The 21,517-nt window shown below is 50.0% G+C and carries 16 protein-coding genes; 11 read left to right on the top strand and 5 right to left on the bottom strand.

Annotated features, from left to right (window positions below; genetic code table 11):
• The first annotated feature begins 15 nt into the window (after positions 1–15).
• The 6 genes from ACN0YH_RS12360 (at position 16) to ACN0YH_RS12335 (ending at position 7,552) form a co-directional block, all read left to right on the top strand.
• On the top strand, positions 16–1,092 hold the full coding sequence (locus ACN0YH_RS12360; protein ID WP_417379871.1) for a YgfZ/GcvT domain-containing protein: 1,077 nt from the start codon (positions 16–18) through the stop codon (positions 1,090–1,092).
• A gap of 98 nt (positions 1,093–1,190) precedes the next feature.
• Positions 1,191–2,528, top strand: coding sequence for a hypothetical protein (locus ACN0YH_RS12355; RefSeq protein WP_417379870.1), 1,338 nt, complete (start codon positions 1,191–1,193; stop codon positions 2,526–2,528).
• Between the two features lie 155 nt (positions 2,529–2,683).
• Complete coding sequence (locus ACN0YH_RS12350; protein WP_417379869.1) at positions 2,684–3,916, top strand: LL-diaminopimelate aminotransferase; 1,233 nt, start codon at positions 2,684–2,686, stop codon at positions 3,914–3,916.
• Between the two features lie 258 nt (positions 3,917–4,174).
• Entirely contained in the window at positions 4,175–4,891 is a 717-nt protein-coding gene (locus ACN0YH_RS12345; RefSeq protein WP_417379868.1) for an FKBP-type peptidyl-prolyl cis-trans isomerase, read from the top strand.
• Between the two features lie 276 nt (positions 4,892–5,167).
• Positions 5,168–6,337 (top strand): hypothetical protein, encoded by a 1,170-nt coding sequence (locus ACN0YH_RS12340; protein ID WP_417379867.1) that lies wholly within the window; start codon positions 5,168–5,170, stop codon positions 6,335–6,337.
• 174 nt (positions 6,338–6,511) lie between these two features.
• Positions 6,512–7,552, top strand: a complete 1,041-nt coding sequence (locus ACN0YH_RS12335; protein ID WP_417379866.1) for a ThiF family adenylyltransferase — start codon at positions 6,512–6,514, stop codon at positions 7,550–7,552.
• 115 nt (positions 7,553–7,667) lie between these two features.
• Here ACN0YH_RS12335 and ACN0YH_RS12330 read toward each other — a convergent pair whose 3' ends face one another.
• A complete protein-coding gene (locus tag ACN0YH_RS12330) occupies positions 7,668–9,191 on the bottom strand; it encodes an alpha/beta hydrolase-fold protein (RefSeq protein ID WP_417379865.1) in 1,524 nt (507 codons plus the stop codon).
• Between the two features lie 311 nt (positions 9,192–9,502).
• The gene (locus ACN0YH_RS12325; RefSeq protein ID WP_417379864.1) at positions 9,503–10,969 is read right to left on the bottom strand and encodes a serine/threonine protein kinase; all 1,467 of its coding nucleotides are present in this window, start codon (positions 10,967–10,969) and stop codon (positions 9,503–9,505) included.
• 673 nt (positions 10,970–11,642) lie between these two features.
• Between ACN0YH_RS12325 and ACN0YH_RS12320 the strand changes: the two genes are divergently transcribed.
• From ACN0YH_RS12320 to ACN0YH_RS12310, 3 genes are all read left to right on the top strand, one after another.
• Positions 11,643–11,876 (top strand): SlyX family protein, encoded by a 234-nt coding sequence (locus ACN0YH_RS12320; protein WP_417379863.1) that lies wholly within the window; start codon positions 11,643–11,645, stop codon positions 11,874–11,876.
• Positions 11,877–12,100: 224 nt separating this feature from the next.
• On the top strand, positions 12,101–13,585 hold the full coding sequence (locus ACN0YH_RS12315; RefSeq protein ID WP_417379862.1) for a sulfatase: 1,485 nt from the start codon (positions 12,101–12,103) through the stop codon (positions 13,583–13,585).
• Between the two features lie 322 nt (positions 13,586–13,907).
• On the top strand, positions 13,908–14,954 hold the full coding sequence (locus tag ACN0YH_RS12310; RefSeq protein ID WP_417379861.1) for a fatty acid desaturase family protein: 1,047 nt from the start codon (positions 13,908–13,910) through the stop codon (positions 14,952–14,954).
• 77 nt (positions 14,955–15,031) lie between these two features.
• Here ACN0YH_RS12310 and ACN0YH_RS12305 read toward each other — a convergent pair whose 3' ends face one another.
• Positions 15,032–16,063 carry a TIM barrel protein gene (locus tag ACN0YH_RS12305; protein WP_417379860.1) on the bottom strand — a complete coding sequence of 344 codons (1,032 nt, stop codon included), beginning with the start codon at positions 16,061–16,063 and terminating at the stop codon, positions 15,032–15,034.
• 197 nt (positions 16,064–16,260) lie between these two features.
• The gene (gene ahcY / locus ACN0YH_RS12300) at positions 16,261–17,592 is read right to left on the bottom strand and encodes an adenosylhomocysteinase (protein WP_417379859.1); all 1,332 of its coding nucleotides are present in this window, start codon (positions 17,590–17,592) and stop codon (positions 16,261–16,263) included.
• Between the two features lie 457 nt (positions 17,593–18,049).
• Between ahcY and metF the strand changes: the two genes are divergently transcribed.
• Entirely contained in the window at positions 18,050–18,943 is an 894-nt protein-coding gene (gene metF / locus ACN0YH_RS12295; protein ID WP_417379858.1) for a methylenetetrahydrofolate reductase [NAD(P)H], read from the top strand.
• Between the two features lie 21 nt (positions 18,944–18,964).
• Here metF and ACN0YH_RS12290 read toward each other — a convergent pair whose 3' ends face one another.
• A complete protein-coding gene (locus ACN0YH_RS12290; RefSeq protein WP_417379857.1) occupies positions 18,965–20,164 on the bottom strand; it encodes a tetratricopeptide repeat protein in 1,200 nt (399 codons plus the stop codon).
• Positions 20,165–20,383: 219 nt separating this feature from the next.
• Between ACN0YH_RS12290 and aroE the strand changes: the two genes are divergently transcribed.
• Complete coding sequence (gene aroE / locus ACN0YH_RS12285; RefSeq protein WP_417379856.1) at positions 20,384–21,241, top strand: shikimate dehydrogenase; 858 nt, start codon at positions 20,384–20,386, stop codon at positions 21,239–21,241.
• Positions 21,242–21,517 lie beyond the last annotated feature (276 nt).

The following is a 21,517-nucleotide window of genomic DNA, read 5'->3' as shown; positions in this document are numbered from 1 at the left end:
CCATCTGGAAAACCAATGTCTTTACGTCAATTTCAAGTTCAGCAACAGTCTTCTGGAGCAGTTTTTGAGCATCCAGATGAAAACTACCCCCTTGCCTCACATTTTGGCTCACCTGAAAAAGAATATCAGGCTGCCCGGGAATCAGCAGCAGTCTTTGACGTGAGTAATCGGGATCAGATTGAAATATCAGGTGCAGACCGGCTGAAATTTCTGCACAATTTTTGTACGAATGATATCAAAGGTTTGCAGCCGGATCAGGGATGCGAAGCCTTTGTGACAAACGTTCAGAGCCGTATTCTGGGTCAGATCAATGTGTTTTCTCATGAGGAAGCGATCTGGATAGATACGGCACCCGGTCAGAGCGAAAATATCACTCAACATCTGGACCGTTATATTATCCTGGAAGATGTCCGTCTGCTGGTACGGACTCAGGAGTTTGGCAGCCTGTATCTTTCAGGGCCACGCGCGACAGATATTCTCAAGCAGCTCGATATTGAAGTCGATTCGCTGGAAGTATTCCAGCAACTGAGAGTGCCAAACAGTGATGCCAATCTGACTGTGCGTCGCGTTGACTGGTTTGGTCAGCCGGGATATCTCTGCTGTCTGCAGTATGTCAAAATCGCAGATTTCTGGAACAAGTTACTCGAGGCAGGCGTTGTGCCCGCTGGTCGGGAGACCTTCGATGCACTCCGAATTGAGTCGCTGTATCCGATTTATGGTGTGGATCTGACTGACGCGAATCTGGCTCAGGAAGCCAGTCGTACTACACAGTCTATTTCATTTAAAAAGGGCTGTTATCTGGGCCAGGAACCGATTGCACGGATTGACGCGTTAGGGCACGTCAATAAGGAAATTCGATCGATCGGACTGGAGGGATCCTGGGTTCCGCCTGCAGGTACAAAGGTAATGGTCGCTGGAGAAGCTGGGACTGAGGAAGCGGGTACAATCACTTCCTCTGCCAGATCATTCGGAAAATATCCCATCGTGGCGATGGCAGTACTTCGCAAAAATGCCTATGCGCCTGGTACATCGGTAGATGTGATTGCAGACGATCAACAAGCAACGGGAACGGTATTTACAGAACTTGATTGATCTGACAGATTCGCAATTTCTTGACAGTTGAATGATCAGAACGCAGTGAAAAGTCTGGACGTGCGGTATAATCTGAATCAAAAACGGTGATTCAATCCATGTTCCACGAGCCGCTGAGATTACAACTTCGATTTCTCAAAATGACGATGGCGCTGTTCGCGCTGGTACTTTTGGTTCAAACCTGGAGACTCTGGACGCCGCAAACGCGCTTTCCTCAGGTTCCCTTGTTTTCCTGGGTCTCTGAGATACCGGCGGCTGTCGACTGGTTGTCGTTTACCATGATGGGGCTGACCCTCATTTGTCTGCTGGTGCTGTTGTTGGCTTCATTTTTTAAAAAGCGATCAGGGGCGGACTGTTGCCCCCGGTTGCAGATGCTTTGCGGCTGTCTGTTTCTGCTGGCGTTCCTGCTGGAAGTCATCTTTGATCAACATCGTCTGCAGCCCTGGGCCTATCAGTTTGCACTGGGCTTGCTGATTCTGACCGTGCTCAAACCACCTCGTGCGATCGCCTTGTTTCGATTGTTTGTCATCAGCATTTATTTTTATTCTGCACTCTCCAAATGCGATGCCAGTTTTGTTCAGACTTTGGGGCGCCAGTTGGCAGAAGGTCTGTTTTCCGCAGTAGGGATTTCCACGGCTTACTGGTCAAAACAGACTTTAAGCTGGATTGCAGCTTCGTTTCCTCTTGGAGAATTCCTGATAGCGTTCGGGCTGTTCTTCGGCCGCACCCGGCAAATCGCGCTGTGGGCAGCAGTCGGGATGCATGTGACGCTGATACTCGCCATCGGGCCATTCGGGTTGAACCACTATCAGGGGGTACTGATCTGGAATGTTTACTTTATTCTACAGGATCTGATTCTGTTTCATTCACGGTTTCAGAATCAGAAGTCTGTTGCGCCTGCCGACAGCCAGGTTGAAGATCGACTGTCGCGACCGGCTTATTCCAGTTTAGAAAGGGCGGTGCAGATTCTGATCTGGATTGTGCTGCTGGCGCCTCTGCTTGAGCCCACTGGCTATTTCGATCACTGGCCCAGCTGGGGTTTGTATGCAAGCCATCATGACCGCGTGGTTCTGTTGGTAGATGAAGAAGCAAAATGGGATCTTCCCCCCGACGTGCAACCATTTATCGATTCTCCCCAACCCTTAAGTCGCTGGTGTCGCCTGCGTGTGGAACGCTGGTCCCTGGCAGATCTGGGGGCACCCCTCTATCCGCAAGCCCGGTTTCAATTGGGAGTTGCGCTCGCTGTCGGCAAGGCGGTCGAACAGAACCAAGCCTCCGATGAGTCTCAACCACGAATCAGACTACTGTATGAAAGTGCCGCTGATCGCTGGTCAGGAAAGCGTAAAATCAGGGAATATAACGGCTTATCGCAGATTGAGCCATTGACCAGGGAGTTTCTGCTGAATGCTTCTCCCCGGCCGTTCCAGATGGAGTAGCCAGAGAACCTTTTTTATGAAAAGCGGTCTCACTTGTGTGCGTCGGTTGCAATTCGAGGAGTTTCAAAATACAACGGCTTTTCTGAAATGGAAACGAATATCAGGCTCTCATCCACCGACTAAAGTTCAGCATTTATCAAGATTCGAGGCGTGAAATGGCTTTTATTAACGATCACTATCTCAAGCTTAAAGCGGGTTACCTGTTTCCGGAAATAGGACGTCGCGTCAATAAATTCTGCGAAGAGAACCCGGACGCGGCTGTCATCAAACTGGGAATTGGAGACGTTACCGAGCCACTGCCGGCTGCGATTCGTGAAGCCATGCATGCTGCCATCGACGAGATGGGGGATGCTGGCAGCTTTCGTGGCTATGGCCCGGAGCAGGGTTATGGATTTCTGCGGGAAGCAATTGCCAGGAATGATTTTCAATCGCGTGGTGTGGATATCTCAGCGGACGAAATCTTTGTTTCGGATGGATCGAAGTGTGATACCGGTAATATTCTGGACATCTTCGGTGCAAATAACAAAGTCGCTGTGACAGATCCGGTCTATCCCGTTTATGTTGATACAAATGTGATGACTGGTCGCACCGGAGCTGCGGATGAAAATGGCCGCTACGCAGGACTGACCTATCTTCCCGTCACGGCAGAAAATAATTTTGTGGCTCCCCTGCCCGAAACACCCGTCGATTTGATTTACCTCTGTTATCCCAATAATCCCACGGGTACGGTGGCGACAAAAGAAACATTAAAGCAGTGGGTTGATTATGCACGAGCCAATGGTTCGATCATTCTGTTTGATGCTGCCTATGAAGCATTCATTACCGATCCGGAGATTCCTCATTCCATCTATGAAATTGAAGGTGCCAAAGACGTGGCAATTGAATTTCGCAGCTTCAGCAAGAATGCCGGTTTCACAGGTACCCGCTGTGCTTTCACCGTTGTTCCCAAACAACTGAAGGGGACCACTGCCAGCGGAGAGTCGGCAGAGATCCACCCGCTCTGGAACCGCCGACATTGCACGAAGTTCAATGGGGTTTCATATATCATCCAGAAAGGGGCAGAAGCCGTTTATTCTGAACAGGGTCAGCAGCAGATTCAGGGGCTGATATCCTTCTATCTGGAAAATGCACGCCTGTTACGCGAAGGGCTCGAATCGGTAGGAATCTCTGTGTATGGCGGAGTGAATGCCCCTTATGTCTGGCTGAAAACCCCTGGTGAGTCCACCAGCTGGGAATTTTTCGACGAACTGTTGCAGAAAGCGCATCTGGTCGGGACTCCGGGGAGTGGCTTTGGTGCTTCCGGTGAAGGTTATTTCCGGTTAAGTGCATTCAATACCAGGGATAATATCAACGAAGCGGTGACCCGTTTTCAAAAAGTGGTCAGTTAAACCTTCTGGTGAGTTTCCCGGGATTGGCAGCAGGAGAAAGCCCTGTTTTTAAGGAGAAGTGTGCTTTATTGTAGACACTTCCCTTGATACTCTCATATAATCGATACTTTGATTTTGTCAAAGATCCTCTGTGCAAGAGGACGCCATGCAATACATCACCCGCTAATTCGGGGGCAAACGCAGCCAGCCGAATCTCGCCGACTCGTATGGTCTCTCCCGTTCAAACCCGTTTTTATTGTTCACCGAAAGGTTTTTCTTATGTCGAAATGGCATCTCGCTGCCTGTTTATGTATCGCATTCTTCGGTTTTTCCGCCTCGGCGAATGCACAGAACGAAAAAGCAGCTTCCGGTAAATCAGATCTCAAAGACCAGAAGCAGAAAGTCAGTTATGGAATTGGCTTTAATCTGGGTCAGAATCTGATGCGGGATCAACTGGATCTGGATCCGCAAATTCTGGCAAAAGGCATTGTGGATGCCATGACCAAGCAAAAGCCCCAGATGACAGAGGACGAAATTCGCGCCACGCTGATTGCCTTCCAGCAGGAACTTCGCAGTCAGCAGGAAGCCAAGATGAAAAAGGCCCAGGCTGAAAATGTTTCCAAAGGCAAAAAGTTTCTGGAAACCAATGCGAAAAAAGAAGGTGTGAAAACCACCAAAAGTGGTCTGCAATACAAGGTCATCAAATCGGGTAAGGGAAAAACTCCCGGTCCCAAAGACAGTGTCACCACACATTATCGTGGTACTCTCATTGATGGCAAAGAATTTGACAGTTCTTACAAACGAAATCAGCCAGCGACTTTTCCTGTCAGTGGCGTCATCAGTGGTTGGACAGAAGCACTGCAGCTGATGAAAGAAGGGGATAAATGGCAGTTGTTCATTCCCAGCGATCTGGCTTACGGCGAGCGTGGTTCAGGACCTGATATTGGACCCAACGAAGTGCTGATCTTCGATATCGAACTTCTTAAGGTCAACTAATGGAATTCGGTCGATTGCTCGATCGAACGACAATGCATATTAAGCCGACGTATCTCAGTATACGTCGGCTTTTTGTATTTCCCCCTGGTCTTATTGGACCGGCTGTGTGGATTGCAGTGATTGTGCCGGGCGTGGTGTATAGGAATTCATCCATCGATGGTCTTTTATCGAAGTCAAAGTTCGTCGATGTGGCTTTTTGTAAGCTAAGGTTCAGGGAGTTTCGCAAACAATTGTGTTGATCTACATACTCCGCCAACTTCAATAAGTCACTGAGCCATGCCAGATACCAAACAAGATACAGACCAGCTCCTGCAACAGTTCCAACAGTCACAAGCCAAGCCGACCTGCTCCGAATGTGGTACGTACGAGCCCTGGGGACTCTCTTCCTGGTGTCCTCAATGTGGTTTCTATCCCAAGCTGGGCAAATGCGTCGGGCATTCCGACGTGGATGGCCAACCGCTGGAACAACCACAGCCTCAGACAATCTGGGAATTGATCCCGGCCTGGGGATGGGTGCTGGGAGTCGGGACGCTGGCCTCGATTGGTGTGAGCATATGGGGACGCTTCTACAGCGAAGACCCCGGACAACTCTGTTTGTGGACGATCACCCAGGCAACTGCAGGCCTGATGATGTTTTTAATTGGCCACTTTATCGCCTATTTAAATGCGGTTTCCCGCTCAGCGGACTTCGGCATTCTGAGTATCATCGTTACACCATTCAAAATCTGGCGACCTGCGATACGTCGTTTTCCTGAAGGTGCCTGGAAACTGGATCTGGCTGTCTGGGGACTGACCCTGGTGGTGGGTGCGTTCGCGATTGTCGGAGGTTTTGAGTTCAATTCCCTGTTCAAAGACTGGGGTGTCAAAAAAACAGCCAATGTAAATCTACTGGCTTCTGTCGTTGATCAGGCCAAATCGGCAGAAGGTGAAGGTGGCGCTGACAATCTGGAAGATGCATTAAATGACTTTGCCGGCGGTACCGAAGAAGAAGGCGCCGCGTCATCAGAGAAAGCAAAAGCCGCCGCTGCTGCTGCCGCTGCTCAGGCTGCGGTATCAGCGCCTGAAGAAGAACCTAAACCAGAGCCGGAACCGGTAGTAGAACCGGAAACGGTACCATTGCTGGAATATGATTGTCTGCTCGTTGGGTATTCAGCGCTGCCAAACGGAACCATTGATGCGGTGTTGCTGGCATCATCCTACAACAAGCATCTGGTGTATGCAGGTTATATTCGAGGCAGCGAACTTCCCGAAGAGGTCCGACAGGAGTGGCAGAAACGCCTGCCCAAACTGAAACAGCAGAAACCCTTTGTTAAAACCAGCCAGGTTGCCACCTGGATTAAGCCCAGGATCACGTTGAAAGTGAGTTCTGAAGGTTGGACAGATACGACACATCGGCTGATTAAACCACAGTTCGTTTCAGTCCTGCAGGAAATCAGTCTGGACTGAACCGGACCCAAAAAAATAAACAGGAAAAGGTCCCGCTGAATTGATCGGCGGGGCCTTTTTTTGTGTACTGCACGTGTTCTTTTCGGTTCTGAGACGGGATACCTGTTAACCGGCTGTTGGCCTGCTAAAATAAAAGCGAACTATTTTCACTGGAACCAGGCGGACAGACAGGCAATGAAACCGGAATTAGAACGATACAGTCGACAGGTGCTTTTTTCAGAACTGGGTGAAGCAGGTCAGACGCGTTTAATGCAGAGTAGCGTGCTGTTGTGCGGCTGTGGTGCGTTGGGAACCGTGCTGGCAGAAACACTGGTCAGAGCGGGTGTCGGTCATATCAAAATTGTAGACCGGGATTTCGTGGAACTCAGTAACCTGCAACGTCAGGTTCTGTTTGATGAATCTGATGTCGCCGCGAAACTTCCCAAGGCAATCGCGGCCGTCGAAAAACTGAAAAAAATCAACAGCGAAGTACAGATCGAAGCTGTTGTCGAAGACATCGATCACACCAACATTCTGGGGTTGGCCGAAAACGTCGATCTGATTCTGGATGGGACGGATAATTTTGAAGTCCGCTATTTGATCAATGATGTCTCACTGGAACTGGGCATCCCCTGGATTTACTGTGGTTGCATCGGGAGTACCGGCCAGACGATGACCATCCTGCCGGGCAAGTCGGCGTGTCTACGGTGTCTGATTGATTCTGCGCCCGAACCCGGCAGCACAGAGACCTGTGATACTGCGGGCATTCTGGGACCGACGGTCAATGTGATTGCCTCACTGGAAGCCGTTGATGCCATTAAGCTGCTTTCCGGTCAGGTCGAACAGATCAAACCGGTACTGACGGTAGTCGATGTCTGGGAGGGATCGTTTCGGCAGATGAGCGTCGCCGATCTGAGGGAGAAAGGAGGCTGCAAAGCCTGCCACCAGGGAGAGCGGATCTGGTTGAACGGAGAACAGGGTTCCCGCACGACGCGTCTCTGTGGTCGCAACGCGGTTCAGGTTTCTCCCGCAGATAAAGGCAAAATTGCTTTTGAAGATCTGGCAGTCAAATTACAGAACTCGGGCAGCGTTGACGTGAACCCTTATCTGCTGCGGCTGAATCTGAAAAATCCCGATTATGAGATCAGCCTGTTTCGTGACGGCAGGGCGATTATCAAAGGGACCGATGATCCCTCGGTTGCCAAGACCATCTATGCCCGCTATATCGGCAGTTGATACGTGCTGCCATTGTTTGAGAGATGCAGCGCATCACATTAAAGTACCGCGTCTCTCAATCTAATAGACTCGGGCCAAACAGCCCTGGAGACGCGACAGTAAAACGGGACACAGTCTAATCTGCCGGCTGGATCTCAGCTTGATAATTCAGAAATGCCTGAACCATTTCCGCGCGGATTCGCAGCATCAGTTCACGAGTCAACAAATTCGAATGATTTTTGCCCTGATGAATCTCCACCACGGCGTCGGCGTCCAGTTGCTCCAGCGTCTGTTTGAGCAGCTGGGTGGCACCGTTCAGGTAGAAGGTGTCCTGATCACCCATGAAGACATGAATTTTTCCTGCGAGTTCGGGTGCCAGCTGTTTCCAGTTCGATTCCAGAACCAGGCGAATATCGTACGCTTTCCACGCTTCTGCCACCTCTTTGTTGATCGCACCGGTTTCCCAGTCATATAGCTTGAGTGGTTCTCCATCGGCACCGCGGGGACTGAAAACCGCTTCAAAGCTTCGGAGTTGCCCGCCTGGTCCGAGCACCTGTTCCATTTTTGCGAACGGTTCGAACCAGAGAATAGGTTGATTTCCTCTACGGGCAATCGGGCGGAGCTGGTTGCCCGCATCTCGATAGACGTTGCTGCCCGGTTCATAGATATTGATCTGCTGAAAATCGCGAAAATCAACCGGGTCGGGAGCGGTACTCCAGGTACCCCCAAAAACGGTTGGGTAAGTGACCTGCAGCCAGAGGGATGACCATCCCCCGGAAGAATGTCCCGTTAAAAACCGGGCGCGCGAATGGGGGATTGCTCGAAATGCTTTTTCCAGCTCCGGTAAAAATTCGGTGATAAACGCTTTTCCGACAGGTCCATTGGTAGCGGAATCAGCAAAGACATGGTGCCCCCAGCGACATTGCGGGTTGAGGAGTACGCGGATGAATTCAACGCCGCCTGAATTCTGTTCTGCAATTGGCGCCTGTGGCAGATTGCGCTGATGATCGCCGCCAAAGCCGGGAATGGAATAGATGACCGGGTACTTCCGTTGTGGCTGTTGGTAATAACTTTGTGGGAGGATGACACTGGCTTCAAAACCGGTTTCCTGTTCATGAAACTTCGATAACAGAGGCGATCGCAGTTTGAAATATTTGATCCACTGAGTTTCGGTAAACGTTTTTTTCGGCACCAGTTGATCAATGGTGAAGGAAGGGATGTTTGCCACCAGACCGCCGCTCAATTGACGAGCCGGGCTGAACCCGTTTCCGGGAGCAGTACCGATTTTGGGATCCGTTGAATTAAAGCGTGCGACCGCCTGCGCGTGATATCCGGCCAGATCCATTTCCGCTAATGGCTTGGGATAAGAGAGCAGTCCTTTGGTTTCAGGTCCCAACTCGAGGAGTTCGCCTGGCTGCCAGTTGGTGACATCCTGGGCAATGAAGGATTCCGGTTGAAACCAGGAAGGCCCGAACCGTGGTTCACGATTAGATTTGGTAAAAATCAGATAAACACGACCGGTGAACGGTTCGGGATGAATCGATTTCAGAAAACTCACCTGAAAGTGATGTTCGGCTGCCTTCGTATTCTCAGAGTGTCCGCAGCATATCAGTAAAGTGCATACCAGTAACTGCGGATAAAACCGAAATCGTGGATTCATGGGGTGGGCTGTTTTCAAAATAAATGCTCGTCGTAATACAAATTGATTGAAAGGTTTGTGTGAATATCAGTATGTTAAATTTTGTTCGTAAAGTGTAAATATCAAATACATCAGACATCGAACAATTTATGTAGAAGTAAAATGGTTTTCACGTGCTTGCTGTTGCGAGTGTAAGTCATTGATCATCTTACTGAGGGGCTGATGCGGGTATCAGCAGCGCCACGTTTTCTATCGGTTGTTTACAGTAGGTCGGCGGCTTCCCTATTTACGTCGAGAGCTCGGTCCAGCCTTTTGCTCCGTTACGTCAGTCTTTATTGTCGTACGGAAACTGATGAGGCCAAAACCCGGCGAAATTCCAGTTGAAGTATGCTGGAGTTACCGGTTCCCGCGAACTTGACATGGACTGGATCGGGTTTGACCCATTTGGGAAACGAAATGCGCGAACGAAGTCCAGAGAACAGACCAACGCGGTCTCCGTCCAGGGTAACATCGATGCTGACGTTTTCTCCCTGGTGGCGGACTTTCGCCGTGGGAAGTGATGTCGGCTTGGGGCCCTTCTTTTTGGTCTGTGCCTGCTTGTGCCTTTCGTCCGGATTGCGGAGAACTTCCTGCAAATCAGTCGCGACCTCCGTCATTGACTGGTAACGCTGCGCCTGGTCACCGGCCATCATTTTCAGACAGATGGCCTCCAGACGTGGATCAATATCGGGGCGCAATTCGGAAGGCTTCGTCGGATTGTTGAGCGCAATCTGTTGCAGCAGCGCCATCAGGTTTCCCTTGAACGGCATCTCGCCCGTAATCAGTTCATACATGATGATGCCCAGGGCGTAGATATCGGCCTGATGATCAATGGCTGACTGGTCACCCGCCACCTGCTCGGGCGCCATGTAGGCCGGTGTCCCGATGATCGCTCCGCTTTGTGTCACCTGCACATCATCACTGGAACTGCGACGGGCGAGACCGAAGTCCATGACGACCGGCTCGCCTTTCAGATCGACCATGATATTGGCGGGATTCAAATCCCGGTGAATCACACCTATCTCGTGCGCTTCAGCCAACCCTAAAGCGAGCTTGCGAATCGTGGTGATAATCTGCTTTTCGGAATGAGTCTTCTTCGACTTTGTATAATCCTTCAGCGGTCGGCCTTCAATGAACGCCATGGTAATATAGTGCTGACCATCGATTTCACCGACATCATAGACCGGACAGATATTCGGACTGCGCAGTGTTGCTGCTGCCCGGGCCTCGCGATAGAAGCGTGCGAGCAGTTCTTCGTCATCGACACCATTCCCATCACCGAACTTGGGAATTTTCAGAGCCACATCACGATCCAGCTGCGTATCTTTAGCAAGATAAACGGCTCCCATCGCTCCCTGTCCGAGCACCTTTTGAATCGCATAACGACCAAAGTTTTCGGAGATCTCAATACTGGTTGCTGAGCCAGTTTCTGACTGATCATAACCCTGGGTGAGCGACGATTCTGAATCACCTGACACCTGGACAACAGTATGAGCGGTCGCATCTTCTTCTGAAATTATGCCAGCCTTGCTGGTTCCCGTTGACGACTTATCAGCTCCCGCTTTGTCAGGATGCGGGGGAGCTTCTAACTCATTCCACTGTTTGAAATACCGTGTGAGTTCATCGGTATGTTCAGGATGCGCCGCGATGAATTTCTCAAAGGGGAACAGTTCACCAGCGTCGGTGCGAGTTTTGAAATCAGCGATCAACTGATCGATATTCAAACTCTGACCGTCAGCATCCAAAGGTTTGTCACTCATACCCGCAGCCTGATTTCCTGTGGTCGTTGATGCTCAATGATACGCAGAATGACGGTAATCTGAAATTTCACTGCGTTCACAGCCAATCTATTCGTTTTCCAACAGGAAGTTGAAATCACAACATCGAAATGGATGAACCAGTGTACGATTTATGAAAATGCTCCTTAAAATCACATTCTGACCATGTTCAATACTTATGGCAGGATCACTTCCCGCGATCGGTACTTTCCCTGGCAGATATGCTGCGCCTGGAAGAGGGACCGTTTCTTGCTTTTAAACAGTAGAGTTAATACAAGCGTCGACTGGAATACGGTGGCTTGCGAATGGATCAAGCTAAAGGCCTGAAAGAGCTGGAAAAGAATACCGCCCGGCTCAAAAAGCAACAGGCTGATCTGTTCCAAAAATAAGCGAAAGAGAGCCAAAATCAGACATGAAATCGGTCACATTGGTGTTTAGATCGTGTTTCGTTAAAAGAGCAGATCTGGATTATGTCTGTAACATATTATAAAAAAATTACTTATGGAATTATGCAAGTGGCTGTTTGATTTGGATTCATGGGGAATCGGACCTGTCAGATTGTTTCAAAGTCGAATGCAAGTCAATAAAATCCAAGCGGTATTTTAACCCGTAAACTGGATAAGAAAAGCAGCTTCCCCGAAAGGCGATTTTTACCATGACTGAGAAGACTTCCCGCCTGGAAGAACTGGTCGCACGTTTGACTCAGGTAGAATCTGTGTTGATGCATCTCCAGCACGATGTGGAACAGTTGAATGAAGCGTTGCTGCAGCAGAATCTCATCGTGGATACATTAGGCAAATCTCTGAAGCGTCTGGATTCGCGAATGGGAGCGCTGGAAGTTGAAGACGATGGCCCTGATCCGGTGCAGGACAAGCCACCGCATTATTAGACTGTGTCCCGTTTTACTGTCGCGTCTCCAGGTCCATTTGGGCCGAGTATATTAGATTGACAGACGCTATGGTTAAATGTGATGCGCTCTAGAGTTCCCTCACTCCGGTTATCCCGTTTTTTGCGAAAAACTCTGATGTGATGAAAAGCGCCGCTTGAAAACCGGGTACGGATAATTCATGCTGGATGTCAGCGTTTTGATTTCAACATCCGAAAGGAATTGTCATGTCACGTCAGTTATCTTCCGTTGCCGTCTCGTTAGTGCTGATTTTACTGCTGAGCTGTGGATCAGTTGATCGTCTCATGGCGGCAGAGCAGAAGCGTCCCAACGTGATTATTATCATGACAGATAATCATGGCGAGTGGACTCTGGGCTGTTACGGAAATAAAGATATCAGAACGCCCCACATCGATCAGCTGGCGAAAGAAGGGACACTGTTTACCCGCGCGTTTGCGAATAACGCCGTTTGTTCGCCAACCAGGGCGTCTTTTCTGACCGGTCTGATGCCCTGTCAGCACGGGGTGCACTGTTTTCTCAGAACCCGGATTCAAACCGGACCCGATTCCTTTAACACACTGGAAGAATTCCAGTCGATCCCACAGGTATTACATGATGCCGGTTATGTCTGTGGTTTGTCAGGGAAATGGCACCTGGGAGATAACCTTTATCCGCAGGAGGGCTTTTCCTACTGGATTACCAAACCTCATGGTGGCAGTGCCGGCTTTTATGATCAGAACGTCATTGAACATGAGAAAATTCGCAAGGAACCGACTTACCTGACTGACCTCTGGACTCAGCATGGAATCAATTTCATCAAGCAGAATCAGGAGAAGCCTTTTTTTCTATTCCTGGCTTACAATGGTCCGTACGGATTAGGTTCGGCAATGAAAGAACCGATTCGCAACCGGTTCAAAGCAGATTATGAAAAGATGACTTTTCCTTCGTTTCCTCGCGAAAAAGCGCAACCCTGGAACTTCAATTATGGAGACTGGATTGGCGACTTGGGTATCATTCGCAAATATGCTGCAGAAGTCTCAGGCGTCGATGATGGGGTCGGCCAGATTATGCAGACCCTTGATGATTTGGGACTACGAGAGAATACCCTGGTGATTTTCACTGCAGACCAGGGATTATCAGGTGGCCACAGTGGTTACTGGGGCATGGGGGATCATACACGACCACTGACCGCGTTCGACTGGACCATGACGATTCCCCTGATCTTTTCTCAGCCGGGAAAAATCGTCTCCGGAGCACGCCAGGACATGATGGTGGCCAATTACGATGTGTATCCCACACTGCTGAATTATCTGGGATTAGCGGACAAAATTCCCACGAAACCAGCAACCCCCGGACGTAATTTTGCGCCGGTCCTCAAAGGAGAACAGATTCCCTGGACGGAGGTTGTTTTTTATGAATTTGAGAACGTACGGTCGATTCGTACAAAAGACTGGAAGTATATCGAACGTCTCCATGAATCACCCAATGAGTTGTACCAACTGGTCGCTGATCCCCAGGAGCACAAGAATCTGGTAGATCAGGCAGAATTCCAGCAGACCCGGGATAAACTCAAACAGCGGATGGATCAGTTCTTTTCCCAATACGCGGATCCGCAATGGGATCTCTGGAATGGCGGGAAATCAAAGACGATTTTGATGACTCAAAAACTGTTTCCAGAATCCTACCTCTATCTCCCTCCCGCAGAGAAATAATCTCTTTGCGATCATTTTGTCCAGAACAATAAAATTATCTCGCACTTAGTCTGCGCACAGTGTATAATCGTTGTATTCTATACAGTTTGCCAAGAATGTGTGAATTGCCTGTGCTGTTGCATGTTTCAATTATGCATCATCCACTTTTTCGACTTATGGTTATTGTGTCGGAGAGAGTGGGTGGTTTAGGCAGACACTGCCGAGTCTCAATGTGAAGTGGGCCAAATGTTCCATTTCACTTGATGATCTTTGGACTCAACTTTCCGATACGTATTTTAACGAGCCGTTTTGAAAGTTTGAGCACAACCAGGAGGTAAGTGCCATGTCGGTGACTCATTTTACCGCTAAAGAGATTACTGATCTCGAAACAAAGTCGACAACTCCCCGTTTTTTACATTCCCTGTTTGGTTCCGCAGCCATTATGGCGCTGGCTTTACAGTGGCCGACGACCGCCTGGCCGTTTGTGGTAGGTTGCACGCTTGTTGCTGCCTACAGCATGTTCTGCTGGTCGAGTTGTTTTCATGAAACATCACATCAGAGCATCTGTGGTAAACCCTGGGTAAGTATCATGCTGGGCCGTGCCATTGGCACCATGCTGTTTGTATCTTACACTGCCTACCGGGAAGCCCATATCCGTCATCATGCCTACTTGAATAAACCGGGTGATTGGGAATTGTGGCCTTACTCAGACCCCACGACATCCCTGACGTTTCGTCGCATTTTCTGCTGGCTGGAACTCCCCCTGGGCTTTATTACATCCCCCTTCGTTTACAGCCGCCTCTGCTTCAGTAAGAACACGCCGGTCAAAAATCCGAAGGTGATCAAAACCATGCGGATAGAATACGCTGTTATGGCCGTCGTCTGGGCAGCCATTCTGGGAGCCGTTACCTGGTTTTCAGTCTGGGTTCCTTTCCTGATGGCCTGGGTAATCCCTCACTGGATTGCCAGTGTGATTCAGACCTTCCGTAAATATACCGAACACCTGGGGATGCAAAGTTACGATCCCCTGCTGGGGACACGGACAGTGATTGGTTCAAACCTGATTACCCGCGTCTGTACTTATATTAACTTTGATATTTTCGTGCATGGTCCTCACCATCGCCATCCCAAGATTGCTCATAACAAGCTTGTGGAAAAGATGGACAATTACCAGGCAGATAATCCCGATACGAAATATCCTGTTTTCACAACCTATATGTCAGCCATTAAACATACCCTGCCCGCTTTATGGAATCCGGGTGTGGGAATGAATGTCGGGGCCCCTGCTCCGAAAAAAGAAAAATGGCTGGGAGCGGATAACTTTGTAACGGATGTCGCACGCGAAATTCTCTCTGATCGTGATGTCTCCAAAGTCCATCGGGCTTCGTAACATCATTGAGATACACAAAACGCCCCCTGGTCTACTGGACCAGGGGGCGTTTTTCATTTCATGAATCTGTCAAACGTTTATCTTCGGAAGCGTCGGTTGCGGAACAAGCCACGACGTTGACGGCCACAGCAGGCAGGATCAACAGGTTGCGGACTGGTTTGCGCTGCTTCGGGTTCTGGAGTCAGTTCTTCACGAACTTTGAGTAAGAGTTTTTTGCTGGCTTTAATGCCCGCGTATTCATCCAGTTTCTTGCCCTCGTATTCAATTCCCACGTACCCGTGGTAACCAGCGTCGAGGACGATCTGCATCATCTTCACGTAGTCCGTGTTGATTTCCTCTCCGTCTTTATTGAAATCATGGGTTTTGGCGCTGACGGCCTTCGCATAAGGCATTAATTCCTTAACGCCTTTATAGCGGTCATATTGTTCGCCGGTTTTGCGATCAAGTACGAAATTTCCGAAGTCCGGCAATGTTCCGCATTCGGGCAGGTTGACCATTTTCATCACGCCCGCCAACCAGGCACCATTGGAGGAGAGGCCACCATGATTTTCCACCAGTACATTGATGCCGTACTGCATAGCATACTCGGTGAGTCGACGCAGGCCATCGGCGGCCAGTTTCTGCTGTTCTTCAAAACTTCCATTGCTGCGGGCATTCACACGAATGGAATGACAGCCGAGTGTTTTGGCGGCAGTTACCCACTTGTGGTGATTTTCAATCGCCTGGGTTCGTTTTTTCGGATCGGGGTCGCCGAGCGCTCCTTCTCCATCAATCATGATCAACACATTTTTCACGCCGACATCAGCGGCCCGTTTGTTCATCTCAGCCAGATATTTTTCATCGTTGGCTTTATCTTTGAAAAACTGGTTCACATATTCGACTGCGTCGATACCAAATTCTTCTTTGGTCACTTTCGCAAAGTCGAGGTTATCCAGCTTCCCGCCACGCAACGCGCGATGCAGAGACCATTGAGCCAGTGAAATTTTAAACAAAGGCTGATTGAGAGCAGCTGTTGCCAGGGCAGAACCGGTCCAGCTGGCAAATGCGAGCCCGGCAGTGAATGCCGATGTTTGTTTCAGAAAGTCACGGCGTGAAGTGATGCGTGTCATGAAGCGGTCTTTCTTCTGTTCGAGTGGAAATCTTTTTGCAGGATATGGTTTAACACCAGTTAGATACCGGGATTATAAAAACTCACTCGCGATGAGACAATCAGAGTTTTCTGTGCACAAATCATAAACCCTCCGGACCACGATAAGCGATAATCCGGAGGGTTTGGCAGAGTTCTTAATTCAGCAGACGATCGCTCTTAGTAGCGATAGTATTCCGGTTTGTAAGGACCTGCGACGGGAATGCCGAGGTATTCGGCCTGCTTGTCACTGAGTTTCGATAGTTTCACACCCAGTTTGTCCAGGTGGAGTCGTGCGACTTCTTCATCCAGATGCTTAGGCAGCATGTAGACCCCGATTTCATATTTGTCAGTTTCGTTCCAGAGTTCAATCTGGCCAATGACCTGGTTACTGAAGCTGTTGGACATCACAAATGAAGGGTGTCCGGTTGCACATCCCAGATTAACCAGTCGCCCTTCGGCGAGTACGATCAACGCTTTGCCATCGGGGAAAACGAATTTGTCAACCTGTGGTTTGATTTCGATCTGTTCGATGTCTTTCCGGTTTTTCAGGTACGCGACCTGAATTTCGGAATCGAAGTGGCCAATGTTGCAGATGATGGCTTCGTTCTTCATCTGATCAAGGTGTTCGCCACAGATCACATCGCAGCATCCGGTGGCGGTCACGAAGATATCGCCGCGGCTGGCAGCGTCTTCCATCGTGGTGACTTCATAACCTTCCATTGCGGCCTGCAGAGCACAGATGGGATCGATTTCTGTAACCAGGACTCGGGCTCCCAGTCCTTTCATGGCGTCGGCACAACCTTTACCCACGTCACCATAACCACAGACAACAACGACTTTACCGGCGATCATGATATCGGTGGCACGTTTGATGCCATCGGCCAGTGATTCGCGGCAGCCATACAGGTTGTCGAATTTACTCTTAGTGACCGAATCGTTCACATTGATGGCAGGCACACCCAGTTTTCCCTGTTCGTGCATCTGGTGCAGACGGTGCACGCCAGTGGTTGTTTCTTCGGTCAGACCTTTGATTTCTTTCAGCAGTTCAGGGTACTTCTCGTGAACCATGACAGTCAGGTCGCCACCATCGTCGAGAATCATATTCAGGCCTTTTCCGTCGGGCCAGAACAGAGTCTGTTCGATACACCAGTCAAACTCTTCGTCGTTCATGCCTTTCCAGGCGAAGACGGGGACACCTGTGGCTGCGATGGCAGCAGCGGCGTGATCCTGGGTGGAGAAAATGTTACAGCTGGACCAGCGGACTTCTGCACCCAGAGCGGTCAGTGTTTCGATGAGGACTGCCGTCTGAATCGTCATGTGCAGGCAGCCTGCAATACGGGCCCCTTTCAGTGGCTGCTCTTTACCGTATTTTTCGCGGAACGACATCAAGCCCGGCATTTCTGTTTCAGCCAGTTCGATTTCCTTACGACCCCAGGCAGCGAGTTTCTGGAATTCTTCTGCGCTGTAGTCCTTTACTTTATACGGCAGTGAGTTGGTTTCGGTCGACATTCTCTATCCTTGTTGGTTCAATAGGAAACGGGGAGTATCTAAATTCAATTCAAGCGGTAACCGGCTTGAATCATTTAATTTATAGCTGATTTACATGAGCGGGCAATAATCACACTGACCAGAAACAGCATAATTGACTATGATTCAAATGAATGGTGTAGAGCTGCTTCTCTGTCTGAACAGAATCGTCAAATTGAAACATTCTCCTCTGAATCAGGGAAAGACGACTTTCACTGTTGCCTCTTACAATTTGAGAAGCTTAAACTGCCCTCGTCCGAGCCTGAAATCACTGTTGTCTACCCTGAATGCAAGATAGGCAATACGAACCGGGCTGGCAATAGAAATTACAGGTTTGTTGACCTGCAAAACACATAATTTATACACTATGCTTACCCGAATCTCAGACATTGTAGATCTCGGCTGACGAATTGAAACCCTCTGAAGACAAGAAAACCTAATGCGCATCAGTGAATTATACCAAGGTGGAACGTTTGGCCTCTCTGTGGAAATTTTCCCCCCCCGCAATGAAAATGGGGATGCAGAGCTGTTCAAAACGCTGGAAGAGCTGATCCGTTATCAACCCGCTTTTGTTTCCTGTACTTATGGTGCCGGGGGATCCACCAGTAAAAGGACGATCGAATTATGTGCGCTGATCCAGAATCAGTTGCATCATACGGCAACGGCGCATTTTACCTGTGTGAATTCGACCCGTGAGGAACTGGTAGAATGGCTGCAGAACGCCGTCGACGCGGGCATCACCAATATCATGGCTTTGAGGGGTGACCCTCCCGCCGGTCAGGAAACGTTTGTTCCTGCGGATGGGGGGCTGAAATATGCCAATGAGCTGGTATCACTGATTCGTAAACACTTTCCGGAGATGGGCATTGGCGTGGCCGGCTATCCGGAATGTCACCCCGAAGCACCGGACGCTGACACCGATCTGATGAACCTGAAACGCAAAGTTGATGCGGGTGCCGATGCGATCTATACGCAATTGTTCTTCAACAATAACCACTTTTATCGATTTCGAGAGCGATGTCAGCAAGCGGGAATCGACAGACCGATCATACCCGGCATCATGCCGATCACCGAGTATCGGCGGATTCAACGGATCATGTCGATGTGCAGCTCCGAGTTCCCTGCCGATCTGGTAGGCCAACTGGAAGCGGCGCAGGATGATCTGGATGCCCAGTTTGAGATTGGTGTGAATTTTGCCATTCGCCAGTGTGAACAACTGCTCCAAGAGGGCGTGCCCGGGATTCACTTTTATGTCTTGAATCGTTCACAGGCCTGTAAGCGGATTTTCGATGCACTTGGTTTTCCGGAAACACAAGACAATATTGCGACGTAGTTCAATTCGCAACAGCAAGAATCAACGCGTCGGCATTGGCTGTCGGCTTTGAAACTGTTTCACCAGATTATGCCAGGCAGCCGCCTGTTTCTGCTTCCCCAGTATTTCCAGGTGTTTTGCAATCTCTTGCGCCAACTGAACGTCCGGCGATTCCAGCGCACCACTGGAGACGATTTTATACAGCTCTCGATCACTGGCAGCCAGCTGCTTCACCCGTTGAAAGTTCTCCGCCGCCTCTGCTTTTTTGCCCAGCGCCTGCAGCAGCATGGCTTCCTGCTGCAGATATCTGGTCTCTCCCGGATGCAGACGGGAAGCTGCCTGGATCGATTCGAGCGCTGTAGTTGTTTTCCCCTGCTGTTGCTGCAGCCGACTCAGCAACCATAGCCAACGATCATCCTGCTGGAGCTGTTTCTGAAAATTATCAGGTTGGCTCTCTAATTCAGTCAGCAGTTGCTGCACCACTTCGAGTTCTCCCAGTTCGAGATAAAATTCAAAGGCGACCAGCAGCGTTTCTGTGTTTTCCGGCTCCGCCTGTCGGGCTGCTTCAAGATAGGATTTTGCCTGGTCGATCTCTCCCATCTTCCAGTGACAGTAACTGAGGGCCCGCATGATGGAGGGCTGCCCTGGTTCTTTTTCGTTGATGCGGTTCAGCAGTTTAATGGATTCCTGCGCAATCGGATTTTTGTGTTCGGTATTCAGCAGGTGATACAGCAGGAGGAACTGGTTCGGACAGGTCTCCAGGCTGCGCTCCAGCAGGTTTTCCAACTCTCGCAGGCGAAATTGATTGAAATAAATCCACTGCAGTTGTGTGACCGCTTCCTGCGAATCGGGAAATGCAGCCAGATGTGCTTTTAACATCTGTTCTGCCTCGGTCAGCTTCGCGATATTCTCATAACTGCGCGCCAGTGCAAACGAGGCCCGGCGGTAATCGGGCGACGTTTCATTCAATTGAGAGAGTACCTTAATCGCTGCCGGGTAGTCCCGTTTCACGAAGTAACATTCCCCCGCCAGAAGTTGGGCGCGGCGCTGATCGGGTTCGAACCAGCGAAGCCACTCCATTTCTTTCAGGGCGGCATCCGGTTTACGTTCTGCCAGAAACCGCTGCGCACGACTCAGGGTCACGCGCGCATTGGATCTCACGTTCCAGCCGACAAAAAAATAGATGCCGACAGGTAACACAACCAGGATGACTGCCAGCGTGATGAGAATTCGTTTTTTCAAACGTCAAGTTCTTTCGGAAAAGTTTCAAAGTGTTGCTGATCAGAGCGTCGCGCTTCAGGTTTTCAGTTTACGCGGGAAGTCGACCCGCTGCAATCAGGGATTCCGGGGATCGGCTAAAGTTGTGACTTGAAACAGACCCGCGTATGATGGAACATCCATGTCGGACCATTCAACGCGAACGCGTTTTTGCTCAACCCCAATTCAGGAACTGATGACATCATGACAAAGCCGTTGAATTTCAAGCAGGAACTGACGTGCGTTTTCGGGCAGCCTGTGGCAGAGAACCCGACTCAATGCATGATCGAGGCGGCTTATAAAGCCTGTGGCCTGGAATGGCGGTATCTGACGATTGAGGTCGCGCCTGAAAATCTGGAACAGGCGGTCGAAGGGTTGCGGGCGATGGGCTTTCGCGGCGCGAATCTGACGATTCCCCATAAAGTCGAAGTCATTCAGTACCTGGATGGCATCAGTGATGCGGCGGCGATGATGGGGGCCGTCAACTGTATTGTTCGCCAAGGCGATCACCTGCTGGGTGACAATACCGATGGCAAAGGTTTCGTGCAGTCATTAAAAGAATTGACCGATCCGCAGGGTAAGAAGATCGTCATGTTTGGTGCCGGCGGTGCGGCTCGGGCGATTGGTGTGGAGACGGCGCTCGCGGGAGCAGCAGAAATCACCATTGTGAATCGCAGTGCTGAGCGCGGCGAAGCGCTGGTGAAGCTGCTGAATGATAAAACCGAAGTGCGTACCCGCTTCGAATTATGGGACGGCGATTATACTTTGGCTGATGATGTGGATGTCGTGATCAATGCCACCTCGATTGGCCTGTATCCTGATGTAGACGCGGTCTTCCCCCTCGATTTCAGTTCACTCAAACCGAATATGATTGTCTCCGACGTGATCCCCAATCCTCCCGAAACCCATCTGCTCCGCGAAGCCGCCAAAATCGGCTGTCCGACGCTCGACGGCCTGGGCATGCTGGTCAACCAGGGCGTAATCGGTTTTCAACTCTGGACCGGCGTGGACCCTGATCCCAAAGTGATGCGGGCTGCATTGGAAGAAGTATTTGGCGTCTGAATCAAACTCACAAGCGGCTTGTCTGGAATGAATGCTCAAAAGTCCTGGGTGAGCCCGAATAAAATTCGGGCCGAGCGCAGCGAGCAGGAGGTCACAGCTCACTCGCTCAAAACAGAGCCGTGTTTCCTACCCGCTCCAGACAGAGTAAGGCTAAACTGATCAACAGACAACGTTCACACTACAACCTCCTGTTGTCTCCGACAACACCGAATTTGATTCGGTGTCACCCATGAGCTTCGGTGTGTTGAGATATTTCTTGAGCACAGCTTACACTGC

The sequence above is a fragment of the Gimesia sp. genome (genome assembly GCF_048262075.1).
GTDB lineage: Bacteria > Planctomycetota > Planctomycetia > Planctomycetales > Planctomycetaceae > Gimesia.
Note: the sequence above shows the minus strand (reverse complement) of the source record. Positions and strands in the feature narration are given on the sequence as shown.

What these genes read in the sequence shown, in the direction of transcription:
- ACN0YH_RS12345 (WP_417379868.1), top strand. Translation starts at nt 4,175, where the DNA reads ATGTCGAAATGGCATCTCGCTGCCTGTTTATGTATCGCATTCTTCGGT.
- metF (WP_417379858.1), top strand. Translation starts at nt 18,050, where the DNA reads ATGCGCATCAGTGAATTATACCAAGGTGGAACGTTTGGCCTCTCTGTG.
- ACN0YH_RS12305 (WP_417379860.1), bottom strand. Translation starts at nt 16,063, where the DNA reads ATGACACGCATCACTTCACGCCGTGACTTTCTGAAACAAACATCGGCA.
- aroE (WP_417379856.1), top strand. Translation starts at nt 20,384, where the DNA reads ATGACAAAGCCGTTGAATTTCAAGCAGGAACTGACGTGCGTTTTCGGG.
- ACN0YH_RS12335 (WP_417379866.1), top strand. Translation starts at nt 6,512, where the DNA reads ATGAAACCGGAATTAGAACGATACAGTCGACAGGTGCTTTTTTCAGAA.
- ACN0YH_RS12340 (WP_417379867.1), top strand. Translation starts at nt 5,168, where the DNA reads ATGCCAGATACCAAACAAGATACAGACCAGCTCCTGCAACAGTTCCAA.
- ACN0YH_RS12330 (WP_417379865.1), bottom strand. Translation starts at nt 9,191, where the DNA reads ATGAATCCACGATTTCGGTTTTATCCGCAGTTACTGGTATGCACTTTA.
- ACN0YH_RS12350 (WP_417379869.1), top strand. Translation starts at nt 2,684, where the DNA reads ATGGCTTTTATTAACGATCACTATCTCAAGCTTAAAGCGGGTTACCTG.
- ACN0YH_RS12315 (WP_417379862.1), top strand. Translation starts at nt 12,101, where the DNA reads ATGTCACGTCAGTTATCTTCCGTTGCCGTCTCGTTAGTGCTGATTTTA.
- ACN0YH_RS12325 (WP_417379864.1), bottom strand. Translation starts at nt 10,969, where the DNA reads ATGAGTGACAAACCTTTGGATGCTGACGGTCAGAGTTTGAATATCGAT.
- ACN0YH_RS12310 (WP_417379861.1), top strand. Translation starts at nt 13,908, where the DNA reads ATGTCGGTGACTCATTTTACCGCTAAAGAGATTACTGATCTCGAAACA.
- ahcY (WP_417379859.1), bottom strand. Translation starts at nt 17,592, where the DNA reads ATGTCGACCGAAACCAACTCACTGCCGTATAAAGTAAAGGACTACAGC.
- ACN0YH_RS12360 (WP_417379871.1), top strand. Translation starts at nt 16, where the DNA reads ATGTCTTTACGTCAATTTCAAGTTCAGCAACAGTCTTCTGGAGCAGTT.
- ACN0YH_RS12320 (WP_417379863.1), top strand. Translation starts at nt 11,643, where the DNA reads ATGACTGAGAAGACTTCCCGCCTGGAAGAACTGGTCGCACGTTTGACT.
- ACN0YH_RS12355 (WP_417379870.1), top strand. Translation starts at nt 1,191, where the DNA reads ATGTTCCACGAGCCGCTGAGATTACAACTTCGATTTCTCAAAATGACG.